Genomic DNA, 12,191 nt, shown 5'->3' with positions numbered 1-12,191 from the left:
TCGGCGTGGTCGCGACCGTCTGGCTCGCCGCGACCGGCCAGCTGGCCCTCTACATCCATCCGAGGTACTTCGGCTTCACCGTCGCGATGGCGGTCGTCGGCGGCATCCTCGCGCTCGCGGCACTCGCACTCGTGCCGCTCGCACCGGGCGACGACGATCCGGCGGACCACGAGCGAGCGGACCACGAGCCGGCGGACCACCGGCACGCGCCGCCCCCGTCCCGTCGCCGCGGCCGTTCCCGCACGGGGCGGGCCGTCGCCGGGGCATCCGTCAGCCTCGCGGTGATCGCGATCGCCGCGATCGCGCTGCTCGCCTTCCCGCCGGCGACGCTCACCGCCCAGACCGCGGTCGAGCGCGACATCGACCGCACGACCGCCGACCTCGCCGGCGACGCCCCCGACCTCACGGGCGCCGACCCGTCGACGTTCACGGTGAAGGACTGGGCGCTGCTCATCCGGCAGACCCCCGACCCCGCCGCCTTCGGCGACCAGCCGGTCGAGCTGACGGGGTTCGTGACGCCCGCCCCGGGCGACCCCGACGACGTGTTCTTCCTCGCGCGGTTCACGATCACCTGCTGCGCGGTCGACGCCCAGCCGGTGGGCGTCCCGGTGCATCTGCCAGGATGGCGCGACCGGTTCGCCGTCGACGACTGGGTGCAGGCCTCGGGCGGCTTCGCGGCCCACCCCGACGGCGACGGGCTCGCCCTCGTCCCGGAGTCCGTCGAGCCCACCGAGCAGCCGGAGCAGCCGTATGTCTTCTGATCGGGTGCCCCGCGAGCGGATGCCTCGCGAGCCCGAGCCGTCCTCGCGGCCAGTCTCCTCGCCGGCCGAGCGGGCCGCGCGCCCCTTCCGCCATCGCGTCGTGGCGACGATCGCGGTGCTCGCGGCCGCCACCGCGTCGCTCGGCGTGGCCGGCGCGCTGCAGGGGCCGCGCCTGCAGACGGCCGCCGTCGATGCCGAGCGTGTGACGCAGCTCGCGGGGTCCCGGGTGGTGCTGGAGCTGAACCAGCCGATCGCCCGCGTCGACGGATCGCTCCGGGTCGAGCCCGACGAGCCGGCGGAGCTGACCGTCGAGGGCGACCGCCTCATCGTCGAGTTCGCCCGTCCGCTGCCGTACGACACCGAGGTCGCCGTGACCGTCGAGGGCGTCGTCGGCGAGACGCAGCCCACGCCCGCGACGATCGAGCATCGCTTCACGACCGCCGAGAGCTCGCTGCACACCCTCGTCCGGCGAAGCGACACGGGCCGGCCCGACGCCGTCGTCCGCGGCTCGCTCTCCGGCGGCGACCCCGAGGTCGTCCTCGAAGCCCCGCGTCTGCTCTCGTTCGCCGAGGCCGCCGACGTGGTGGTCGCCGTCGCGATCGAGGACGACGAGCTGCACACGCTCCGCGTGGCGGGTGTCGGCCAGGAGACCCAGACCCTGCGGCTGCCGGAGCCGGGGCACATCCGCTCCATCGCCGGGTCGACCACCAACCCGATCGTCGCGTTCGTGCTCGACGGCGCCCCGCGGCCGGGCGGCGTCGAGCCCGCCTACCGCAACGCCCTCTTCACCCTCGACGTCTCGGGCCAGACGGCCGCGCCGGCACCCGTGCTCGGCCTCGGCGGCGCCCCGATGCGCGTCATGGACTGGCGGTTCGTGCCCGGCACGACCTCGCTCGTCGTGCAGGACTTCGACGGCGCCCTGTTCCTCGTCGACGCGCTCGGCCTCACCCCGCCCGCCCCGCTCGGCGTCCACAGCGAGCTCCGCGGCTTCGTGCCCGGCACGACCGACCTCGTCGTCGCCGACCCGGATCGCGGCCTCGTCATCGACCTCGAGACCGGCGACGCCCGCGAGAACGTGCTGCCCGCGGCCGAGCTGCCCGACAACGCCTACCCAGGCAGGGTCGAGCAGCTCGACCTCGAGGGCACGCACGCGCTCGCCGTGCTGCTCACGACCACCGCGGACGACGGCACGGTGCAGGCGCAGTCGCTGCTCGCGGTCGCGGGGCCCGAGGGCACCGCGGTGCGGTACGCCACCGGGGCGCGCAGCCGCCTGCTCGGGTACTGCGTCTCCCCGAACGGCCGGTACGCCGCCGTCGAGACGGCCGACGTCGACGCCGAGTCCGACGGCTACCCGAACGCGCCCGCGATGCGCGACCGGCTCACCACGGTCGTCGACCTCGCCGACGGCGCGATCGTGCGCACCCAGTCGGGCGGCGGATCGGATTGGTGCGGCTGAGCTCCGAACCCGGGCGGGCCGGCGTTGCGCCGCTCACCGCGCCGATGTGCGCATGGCCGTCTCGACGAGGGCGACGAGCGGACGCGGCATCCGGTCGTCCGGCAGCAGGTCGATGATGTCCACTGCGAACCGGGCCTTGCGCCCCGACGCGGTGCCCGCGAACCGGTGCAGCTGCGCCTCGATCGGACGGGCGCGCTGCGCCGGCTGACCCTGGAACACGCGGAAGCGCGACAGGTCGCCCGCCGCGTGCAGAGCCTGCTCGACGAGGTCGGGTCCGGCGGCGCGGATCACCTCGTCCTCGAGGTCGCGGACGCAGGCGTAGAAGCCGAGGGCTTCGAGTTCGGCGAACGCACCGCTCGCGCCGACGCCGACGGTGTGCGCCACATATCCGACCTCGTTCGCGTCGTAGAGCCCGAGGACGGGCAGTTCACCGGCCGCACCGGCCTGCAGGACGGCGAGGTGCTGGCGGAGGTTCGTGATGCCGTCCATCGAGCGCACGTCGACGCCCGCGGCCGGCAGATCGGCGCCGAGCCTCGCGGCGACCGCGGCGAGCGCCAGCCGGTCGCTCGCGCCCTCGACGAGGACGACCGTCCGGCATGCGATCCCCACCGCGCCCATGCCTGCATGCTAGCCCCGGGCCCGCCCGACTCGGCCTGCCCGGCCGGGCATGACGGCGGAATCCGCCGGTCACGCCGCCGTCGCACCGGCGAATAGCGCCCACATCACGGATGCCGCTCCCAGACCGACGCCCGCCGGCGCCCGACTCGGCCTGGCCGGCCGGGCATGACCGCGGGATCGGGGGTTTACAGGGATGGCCGGGAGGCGTACTCTCGTGCGAGCACGCCGCAGTCGCGGCATCCGCCTCACGCATCGGAAGGAGCAGCTGATGAACACCGTCATGGTCGCGCGCTCAGCAGACCTTCTTCCTCGTGAGGCCCCCATCAGCCTGTAGCTCGTCGAGCCGGCACCCGGTGGCCTCCAGAACCTTGGAGCACACACCGTGTCATTCCTCTCGTCTTCCGAGACGTCTTCGTTCCACCACACGTCGTTCGACCGCACCGCGTCGCGCGACACCCCGTCGTTCGATTCCGCGTCCTTTGACGCGCACTCCTTCGACACCGCGTCCCCGCCGTTCGGCGCGACCGCCCACCTCGTCTTCCAGGATGCCGAGCCCGAGGAGGGCCAGCGCTGGTCGACCTGGCCAGCGACGATCCCGACCGAGCGGGGCCCCGAGCCCCGCCCCGACTGGGTCGTCACCTCCGCCGCGGCGATCGACACCGAGCTCGGCGTCGTGAAGACCGGCAAGGAGGCCGACCTGCACCTCATCGAACGGGCCGTGCCGGGTTCGCCACTCGACGGTCCGCGTGCGGTCGGGCAGCGCACGCTGCTCGCCGCGAAGCGGTACCGCGGCAGCGAGCACAGCGATTTCCACCGCTCGGCCATCTACACCGAGGGCCGCGGCACCCGCCGCAGCCGCGACGCCCGCGCCGTCGCGAAGTCGAGCACGTTCGGCCGCGCCGTCGCGCGCGTGCAGTGGGCGAGCTCGGAGTTCGAGGCGTTGTCGCGGCTCTGGCAGCTCGGGGCATCCGTGCCGTATCCGGTGCAGGTGCACGAGACCGAGGTCCTGATGGAGTTCATCGGCGAGGGCCGGGTCGCCGCGCCGCGCCTCGCGCAGGTGCGGGCGGATGCCTCGGAGCTCCGCGACCTGTTCCAGCAGATCGTGGAGTTCATGCGCATCCTCGCGCGATCCGGGCTGACGCACGGCGACCTGTCGCCGTACAACCTGCTCGTGCAGGGCGGCCGGGTCGTCGCGATCGACCTGCCGCAGGTCGTCGACCTCATCGCCAATCCGAGCGGCTTCGACCTGCTGCACCGCGACTGCGTGAACATCTGCACCTGGTTCACCCGGCAGCGGCTGGAGTGCGACGCCGAGGAGCTGTTCGGCGAGCTGATCGGCGAGATCCGCACCTGGTGAGCGCCCGGGCGGCGCCGCGCAACCCCGTGCGCGGCGCCGCCCGCGGGCGTACCGTGCTCGACCATGCGACTGGTCACCTGGAACGTGCTGTGGCGCTTCGAACCCGACTGGCGTGCGCGCGAGCGTGCCCTGCTGAGACTGCTCGACGACCTCGCTCCCGACGTCGTCGGGCTGCAGGAGAGCTGGTACGACGCCGAAGGCCTGACGCAGGCCGCCCGCATCGCAGAGCACCTCGGCACCGCATTCCACCACGCCTTCGCGGCGCCGTCGCTCCCGCCCGTGCCCGATCCACCGGAGCATCCCGACCAGGCCGGCGCGCGGATGGGCGTGGGCCTCGTGAGCCGGTGGCCGATCGCCGAGGTGCGCGAGCATGTGCTGCCGGTCAGCCACCGCCAGGTCGCGCCGGTGGCGCTCGAGGCGAGAATCGAGCGCCCGGATGCCCCGTTCGACGTGCTCGTCGCCGCGACCGAGTGGGAACCGGCCTACGCCGACGACCACCTCGCCCAGACGGCTCGGCTCGCCGAGCTGCTCGCGTCAGGTGATCCCGCCGTCCCGCGGTTCCTGCTCGCCGACCTGAACTGCGACGCCTCGCAGCCGGAGTTCGCCCCGCTCGCCGAGGTCGCCGACGACACGTGGGAGCTCGGAGGCGGCGACCCGGAGGCCGTGACGCTCAGTTCTGCGGTGCCGTTCGCCCCGCTCGAGGCGGTGAAGGAGATCGATCGCCGCATCGATCACGTGCTCATCGGGCGCGGGGCATCCGTCGACGTCGCCGCCGCGTTCACGGTGGAAGATCCAGTGGACGACGTCTTCCCGTCCGATCACTTCCCGGTCGTGGCCGACATCAGCCTCCACGTCTCGGATCCCGCGACGGCGACCATGCCCTGACGCCCCGCGAGGGGGTAAGGTCGGCGCAGATCACCGACGATCGGCGGCCGTCCGCGGCATCCGTCACCCGTCGTTCACCCGACCGAATGAGACTGCCGACATGACCGACATCGCCCCCTCCACGGGCCTCCAGCAGCAGGCCGACCGCGAGATCCCGCGGAAGCAGGTGTGGTCGTGGGCGCTGTGGGACTGGGCGACGCAGCCGTTCAACTCGGTCATCCTCACGTTCGTCTTCACGGCGCTCTACCTCACGAGCGACACGTTCCTCGACCCGTCCGTCGCGGCCCTCGCCGACGACGACCCCGTGAAGGAGGCGGCGCTCGCCGACCTCGCGAGCGGCCTCGGCTGGGCGATCACGATCGCGGGCGTGCTCATCGCGGTGCTGGCGCCGGTGCTCGGTCAGCGGGCCGACATCTCGGGTCGGCGCAAGCTCTGGCTCGGCGGCTCCACGGCCGCGCTCATCCTCACGATGTTCGCCCTCTTCCTCGTGCAGGGCGAGCCGTCGTACTTCGTGCTGGGCGTCGCGCTCATCGCCGCGGGCACCGTCTTCAGCGAGATCGCGGGCGTCAACTACAACGCCATGCTCGTGCAGGTGTCGACGCCGAAGACCGTCGGCAAGGTGTCGGGGCTCGGCTGGGGCCTCGGCTACATCGGCGGCATCGTCGCGCTCGTGCTCGTCGTGGTGGCGACCTCGTTCGACTGGTGGGGCATGCCGACCGAGAACGGCCTGGCGTTCCGGGTCATCGCGGTCGGCTGCGCGGTGTGGGGCCTCCTGTTCGCGTGGCCGGTGCTGGTCTACGTGCCCGAGGCGCCGGCGGCACCCCGCCGCGAGCAGGTCTCGTTCTTCCGCAGCTACGTCGTGCTCGTGAAGGACATCGTCGCGCTCTGGCGAGAGTCGCGGCCGACGTTCTGGTTCCTGCTCGCGAGCGCCGTGTATCGCGACGGGCTCGCGGGCGTCTTCGCATTCGGCGCGGTGATCGCGGCGGTCGCGTTCCACTTCACCTCGAACGAGGTGATGATCTTCGGCATCGCCGCGAACCTCGTCGCCGGCGTCTCCACCATCCTCGCGGGCTGGTTCGACGACCGGTTCGGTCCGCGCGCGGTCATCCTGTTCGCGCTCGCGGGCCTCGTCGTGGCGGGACTCGCGGTGTTCTTCCTGCACGACGCCGGCACGCTCGTGTTCTGGGTGTTCGGCCTCATCCTGTGCCTCTTCGTCGGCCCGGCGCAGGCGGCGTCGCGCTCCTTCCTCGCCCGGGTCACGCCGGCCGGCCGGGAGAGCGAGGTGTTCGGCCTCTACGCCACCACGGGGCGTGCCGCCAGCTTCCTCTCGCCGCTGCTGTGGTCGTCGCTCATCGCCGTGTTCGGGGCGACGTACTGGGGCATCCTCGGCATCGTGGTCGTCATCGCGGCGGGCCTCGTGATGATGGTGTTCGTGCGGGCGCCCGAGCCGGCGAGGCCGCAGACCTCGGCCTGACACGCCGCCGCAACCGCCGCGACACACCGACGGCGGCACAATAGGGGCATGACGACCCCGGCGCTCCTCGCGATCTCGCACGGCACCGCCTCGCTCGCCGGGCAGGACGCCGTGCGCCGGCTCGTCGACGCGGTCGCGGCGCGGCTGCCCGACGTGACGGTCCGCCTGGGACACGTGGACGTGCAGGAGCCGGATGTCGCGGCATCCCTCGCCGCCCTCCCCGCCGGCTCGCCCGTGGTCGTCGTGCCGCTGCTGCTGTCCGCGGGCTACCACGTGCACGTCGACCTCGTCGAGGCGACCGCGGCGCACCCGTCGGTGCAGCTCGCGGGCGCCCTCGGTCCGGATCCGCGCCTCGCCCGTGTGCTCGCCCGCCGGCTGCACGAACGACGGCGGGTCGACGTCGACGGGCCGCGCGCGGCGGACGCCGTGGTGCTGGCGGTCGCGGGCTCCAGCGACGAACGGGCGAACGACGACTGCCGCCGCCAGGCGGCCCTCCTCGCCGAGGAGCTCGGACGACCGGTGGAGGTCGGCTTCCTCGCGGCGGCGGAGCCGCGCTTGCACGACGCCGTCGAGGCCGCCCGGAGCGCCGGGCACGAGGTCGTCGTGTCGAGCTACCTGCTCGCCCCCGGCTACTTCCAGGACCTCGCCGCGAAGGCAGGCGGCGACGTCATCACCCGTCCGCTCCTCGACGCCGACGACCCCGCGCCGGAGCTGGTCGACCTCGTCGTCGACCGCTACCGGGACTGCCTCGACGGACCCGTCGCGTCAACACTGTGACGTCGTCTCTCCGCGTGTGACGGCGTATGACCCGACGTGTCGGCAGGCGACACGGCCGGGATGACGCGCCGACGGGGGTCGCCTAGCTTCGCCGCATGACGATCAGCGAGGCATCCGCCCGGCCGGAGGCATCCGCCCGGCCCGAGGCATCCACTCGCGTGCGCCCGAGCCGGCCGTCGTCCAAGCCGAACGGGCAGTGGAAGGTCGACGGCACCGAGCCGCTGAACGCGAACGAGGCGTGGAAGCAGCAGGACGGCGGCCTCGCCGTGCGCGAGCGCATCGAGCAGACCTACGCCGCGGGCGGCTTCGCCTCGATCGATCCGACCGACCTGCACGGCCGGTTCCGCTGGTGGGGGCTGTACACGCAGCGGAAGCCCGGCATCGACGGCGGCAAGACCGCGACGCTCGAGCCGCACGAGCTCGAGGACGAGTTCTTCATGCTGCGGGTCCGCATCGACGGCGGGCAGCTCACCACCGAGCAGTTGCGGGTGATCGGCGGCATCTCGACCGAGTTCGCCCGCGACACGGCGGACCTCACCGACCGGCAGAACATCCAGCTGCACTGGGTTCGCGTCGAGGACGTGCCCGAGATCTGGCGCCGGCTCGAGTCGGTGGGCCTCTCGACGACGGAGGCGTGCGGCGACGTGCCGCGCGTCATCCTCGGCTCGCCCGTCGCCGGCATCGCCGCCGACGAGCTCATCGATCCGACGCCGCAGATCGAGGAGATCCAGCGGAAGTACATCGGCGACCCCGAGTTCGCGAACCTGCCGCGGAAGTTCAAGTCCGCGATCACGGGGCATCCGAGCCAGGACGTCGTGCACGAGATCAACGACGTCGCGTTCGTCGCGGTCGAGCACCCCGAGCTCGGCATCGGCTACGACCTGTGGGTCGGCGGCGGCCTCTCGACGGCGGCACATCTCGCGGTGCGCACCGGCACGTTCGTCGCCCCCGAGCGGGTGGCCGAGGTGTGGGAGGGCGTCGTCTCGATCTTCCGCGACTACGGCTACCGGCGGCTGCGGAACCGCGCGCGGCTGAAGTACCTCGTCGCCGACTGGGGTGCGGAGAAGTTCCGCGAGGTCCTCGAGACCGAGTACCTGGATGCCCCGCTGCCCGACGGCCCCGCCGCACCGAAGCCGCGCACGCAGGGCGACCACGTCGGCGTGCACCGGCAGAAGGACGGCCGCGTCTACGTCGGCGTCACCCCGTTCGTCGGCCGGGTGTCGGGTTCGACCCTCACGGCGCTCGCCGACCTGCTCGAACGGCACGGCTCGAGCCGCCTGCGCACCACGCCGCACCAGAAGCTGGTGCTGCTCGACCTCGACGCCGAGCATGTGGAGCAGGTCATCACCGAGCTCGACGGGCTGGGCCTGCAGGCCCGGCCCTCGCTCCTGCGCCGCGGCACGATCGCCTGTACGGGTATCGAGTTCTGCAAGCTCGCGATCGTCGAGACGAAGCAGACCGCGACCGACGCGGTGCTCGCTCTCGAGGAACGCCTCGCGGGCATCGACCTGCCCCACCCGATCTCGCTGCACGTCAACGGCTGCCCGAACTCGTGCGCCCGGATCCAGACCGCCGACATCGGCCTCAAGGGCCAGCTGCTGCCCGACGGCGACGGCGGGCAGACGCCCGGCTTCCAGGTCCACCTCGGCGGTGGGCTCGCCTCGGCGGACCGCGAGGAGCCCGGCCTCGGCCGCACCGTGCGGGGCCTCAAGGTCACCGCCGACGGGCTCGCCGACTACGTCGAGCGCCTCGTGCGGCGCTTCCTCGCGGAGCGCGCCGCCGACCGCGACGAGACCTTCGCCGAATGGGCGCACCGGGCCGACGAGGAGGCGCTGCGATGAGCGTCGCGCTGGCCCCGCGGGCAGCGACGAAACGCGGGCACGACGAGCTCCGCGCCATCGCCGAGCGCGGCGCCGTCGAACTGCGGAGCCTCGCCGAGGGCGAGGCATCCGCCTACGAGGTCGTCGCCTGGGTGGCCCGCGAGTTCGGCACGGATGCCGCGGCCGTCGCCTGCTCGATGGCCGACGCCGTGCTGCCCCACCTGGTGGCGCATTCGCTGCCCGGCGTCGACGTGCTCTTCCTCGACACCGGCTACCACTTCCCCGAGACGGTGCAGACACGTGACCTGGTGGCGGAGACGCTCGACGTGCGGGTCGTCGACGTGCGGCCCGAGCAGAGCGTGGCCGAGCAGGACGCCGAGTTCGGCGCCGAGCTGTTCGCACGCGACCCGAACCTCTGCTGCGCACGCCGCAAGGTCGCGCCGCTGCAGGACGCGCTCGGCGGGTACGAGGTGTGGTTCACCGGGGTGCGCCGCGACGAGGCGCCGACCCGCACGGGCACGCCGCTCGTCGCCTGGGACGAACGGAACGGGCTGGTCAAGGTGAACCCGCTCGCGGCGTGGAGCTTCGACGACCTCCTCGACCACGCCGGCGCCTTCGGGGTGCCGGTGAACGACCTGCTGGGCCGCGGCTATCCCTCGATCGGCTGCGCGCCGTGCACGCGGCCGGTCGCCCCCGGCGAAGACCCGAGGGCCGGCCGCTGGGCCGGGCTCTCCAAGACGGAATGCGGGCTGCACCTATGACCGACACGGCCATCAGCACCGAGGCGCGAGCCGCCGCCGGCGCGCCCTCCCGGCTCGGCGCGCCGTCCCGGCTCGGCGCGCCCTCACGGCTCGACGCGCTCGACCTGCTCGAGGCCGAGGCGATCCACATCATCCGCGAGGTCGTCGCGGAGTTCGAGCGCCCCGTGCTGCTGTTCTCCGGCGGCAAGGACTCCGTCGTCGTGCTGCACCTGGCCGCGAAGGCGTTCCGCCCCGGCCGGGTCCCGTTCCCGGTGCTGCACGTCGACACCGGCCACAACTTCCCCGAGGTCCTCGCGTTCCGCGACGAGACGGTCGAACGGCTGGGGCTCCGGCTCGAGGTCGCCCGCGTGCAGGACTACCTCGACGACGGCCGGCTGCAGGAACGCCCCGACGGCACCCGCAACCCGCTGCAGACCCGGCCCCTCCTCGACGCGATCGCCGCGGGCCGGCACGATGCCGTGTTCGGCGGCGCCCGCCGCGACGAGGACAAGGCGCGCGCCAAGGAGCGCATCATCTCGCTCCGCGACGAGTTCGGCCAGTGGGATCCACGCAGCCAGCGGCCCGAGCTCTGGAGTCTGTACAACGGCCGGCACACCCCCGGCCGCCATGTACGCGCCTTCCCGATCTCGAACTGGACCGAGCTCGACGTGTGGCGCTATCTCGAACGCGAGCGCATCGCGCTGCCGTCGCTGTACTTCGCGCACGAGCGCGACGTGTACCGTCGCGACGGCATGTGGCGCGCGGTCGGGCCGGTGAGCCCTCCGGCGCCCGGGGAGAGGGTCGAACGCCGCCTGGTGCGGTACCGCACGGTCGGCGACATGAGCTGCACCGGCGCGGTCGAGTCGGATGCCGCCGACGTGTCGGCCGTCGTCCGCGAGGTGGCTCGCTCCACGGTGACCGAGCGCGGCGCGACCCGCGCCGACGACCGGCTGAGCGAGGCCGCGATGGAGGACCGCAAGAAGGACGGGTACTTCTGATGGGCACGCTGTTCCGCTTCGCCACGGCCGGGTCGGTCGACGACGGCAAGTCGACCCTCGTCGGCCGGCTGCTGCACGACTCCAAGGCGATCCTCGCCGACCAGCTCGAGCAGGTGGCGCGCACCTCGGCCGAGCGCGGCTTCGGGCAGGGCACCGGGTTCGACTTCGCGCTGCTGACCGACGGTCTCAGGGCCGAGCGCGAGCAGGGCATCACCATCGACGTCGCGTACCGCTACTTCTCGACCGGCTCGCGGAGCTTCATCCTCGCCGACTGCCCCGGCCACGTGCAGTACACGCGCAACATGGTCACGGGCGCGACCACGGCCGATGCCGTCGTGGTGCTGATCGACGGCCGCAAGGGCGTGCTCGAGCAGACCCGGCGGCACCTCGCCGTCATCGCGCTGCTGCGGGTGCCGCACGTCATCGTCGCGGTGAACAAGATCGACCTGCTCGGCTACGACGAGGCGGCGTTCGCCGACGTCGCGGCGCAGGTGCGCCGGGTGACGACCGAGCTCGCGCTCGGCGACGTGCACGTGCTGCCCGTCTCGGCGCTCGAGGGCGACAACGTCGTCGAGCGCTCGACCAACACGCCCTGGTACGACGGCCCCGCACTCCTCGAGCTGCTCGAGACGCTCCCGGCGCACGACGAGCTCGAGGTGGAGGTCGACGACTTCCGGCTGCCGGTGCAGCTCGTCATCCGGCCGCAGGGCGGACTCGCGCCCGACCTCGCGGCCGACCCCGACGCCGCGGAGGCCTACCGCGACTACCGCGGGTTCGCGGGCCGCGTCGCGAGCGGCCGCGTCCGGGTCGGCGACCGCGTCGCCGTGTTCCCCTCCGGCATCGAGACCGAGGTGTCGGGCATCGACGTCGCCGGGGCATCCGTCGACGAGGCGATCGCGCCGCAGTCGATCACGCTGCGGCTCGCCGACGAGGTGGATGCCGCGCGCGGCGCCGTCATCGCCGGCGCCGGCACCCTGCCCGCCGGTCGCCGCGAGCTCGCCGCGGAGCTGTTCCAGCTCGACGCACGGCCGCTCGCGGGCGGCGACCGGGTGCTCGTGAAGCACGGCACGCAGGTGGTGCAGGCGCTCGTCGCGTCGGTCGACTCGCGCCGCGACCTCGACACCCTCGCCCACGAGCCGGCCGCCCGGCTCGAGGCCAACGACATCGGCCGGGTGAGCCTCCGCCTCGCGGCGGAATTGCCGCTCGAGCCGTACGAGGCGAACCGGTCCGCCGGGTCGTTCCTCGTGATCCACCCCGCGGACGGCGCCACGCTCGCCGCGGGGATCACCCACGCCTGAGGCATCC

Annotated in this window: 11 protein-coding genes; 10 read left to right on the top strand and 1 reads right to left on the bottom strand. The window is 73.3% G+C overall.

The window, feature by feature from the left end; all coding sequences use genetic code 11:
* Nucleotides 1-5: 5 nt before the first annotated feature.
* Nucleotides 6-761 carry a TIGR03943 family protein gene (locus tag ABIQ69_RS00655; RefSeq protein WP_350348469.1) on the top strand — a complete coding sequence of 252 codons (756 nt, stop codon included), beginning with the start codon at nucleotides 6-8 and terminating at the stop codon, nucleotides 759-761.
* Between the two features lie 100 nt (nucleotides 762-861).
* Nucleotides 862-2,217, top strand: coding sequence for a hypothetical protein (locus tag ABIQ69_RS00650; protein ID WP_350348468.1), 1,356 nt, complete (start codon nucleotides 862-864; stop codon nucleotides 2,215-2,217).
* 33 nt (nucleotides 2,218-2,250) lie between these two features.
* On the opposite strand, the gene ABIQ69_RS00645 is transcribed toward ABIQ69_RS00650, so the two are convergent.
* Nucleotides 2,251-2,835, bottom strand: a complete 585-nt coding sequence (locus ABIQ69_RS00645) for a TOPRIM nucleotidyl transferase/hydrolase domain-containing protein (RefSeq protein ID WP_350348467.1) — start codon at nucleotides 2,833-2,835, stop codon at nucleotides 2,251-2,253.
* A gap of 382 nt (nucleotides 2,836-3,217) precedes the next feature.
* Between ABIQ69_RS00645 and ABIQ69_RS00640 the strand changes: the two genes are divergently transcribed.
* The 8 genes from ABIQ69_RS00640 to ABIQ69_RS00605 all read left to right on the top strand — a co-directional run bounded on the left by ABIQ69_RS00640 (nucleotide 3,218) and on the right by ABIQ69_RS00605 (nucleotide 12,184).
* The gene (locus tag ABIQ69_RS00640; protein WP_350348466.1) at nucleotides 3,218-4,192 is read left to right on the top strand and encodes an RIO1 family regulatory kinase/ATPase; all 975 of its coding nucleotides are present in this window, start codon (nucleotides 3,218-3,220) and stop codon (nucleotides 4,190-4,192) included.
* Between the two features lie 63 nt (nucleotides 4,193-4,255).
* On the top strand, nucleotides 4,256-5,077 hold the full coding sequence (locus ABIQ69_RS00635) for an endonuclease/exonuclease/phosphatase family protein (RefSeq protein ID WP_350348465.1): 822 nt from the start codon (nucleotides 4,256-4,258) through the stop codon (nucleotides 5,075-5,077).
* Between the two features lie 100 nt (nucleotides 5,078-5,177).
* On the top strand, nucleotides 5,178-6,551 hold the full coding sequence (locus tag ABIQ69_RS00630; protein ID WP_350348464.1) for an MFS transporter: 1,374 nt from the start codon (nucleotides 5,178-5,180) through the stop codon (nucleotides 6,549-6,551).
* A 48-nt stretch (nucleotides 6,552-6,599) separates the two neighbouring features.
* Complete coding sequence (locus ABIQ69_RS00625) at nucleotides 6,600-7,328, top strand: CbiX/SirB N-terminal domain-containing protein (protein WP_350348463.1); 729 nt, start codon at nucleotides 6,600-6,602, stop codon at nucleotides 7,326-7,328.
* 95 nt (nucleotides 7,329-7,423) lie between these two features.
* Nucleotides 7,424-9,169 carry a nitrite/sulfite reductase gene (locus ABIQ69_RS00620; RefSeq protein WP_350348462.1) on the top strand — a complete coding sequence of 582 codons (1,746 nt, stop codon included), beginning with the start codon at nucleotides 7,424-7,426 and terminating at the stop codon, nucleotides 9,167-9,169.
* Nucleotides 9,166-9,909, top strand: coding sequence for a phosphoadenylyl-sulfate reductase (locus ABIQ69_RS00615; RefSeq protein WP_350348461.1), 744 nt, complete (start codon nucleotides 9,166-9,168; stop codon nucleotides 9,907-9,909). The genes ABIQ69_RS00620 and ABIQ69_RS00615 overlap by 4 nt, the downstream gene beginning before the upstream one ends.
* Nucleotides 9,906-10,886, top strand: coding sequence for a sulfate adenylyltransferase subunit CysD (cysD, locus tag ABIQ69_RS00610; protein ID WP_350348460.1), 981 nt, complete (start codon nucleotides 9,906-9,908; stop codon nucleotides 10,884-10,886). Before ABIQ69_RS00615 ends, cysD begins: the two co-directional genes overlap by 4 nt.
* Nucleotides 10,886-12,184: a GTP-binding protein gene (locus ABIQ69_RS00605; protein WP_350348459.1), complete on the top strand. Its 1,299-nt coding sequence runs from the start codon at nucleotides 10,886-10,888 to the stop codon at nucleotides 12,182-12,184. Before cysD ends, ABIQ69_RS00605 begins: the two co-directional genes overlap by 1 nt.
* Nucleotides 12,185-12,191 lie beyond the last annotated feature (7 nt).

Source organism: Agromyces sp. G08B096, assembly GCF_040267705.1.
Classification (GTDB): domain Bacteria; phylum Actinomycetota; class Actinomycetes; order Actinomycetales; family Microbacteriaceae; genus Agromyces.
This window is presented reverse-complemented; position numbering and strand designations above follow the sequence as displayed.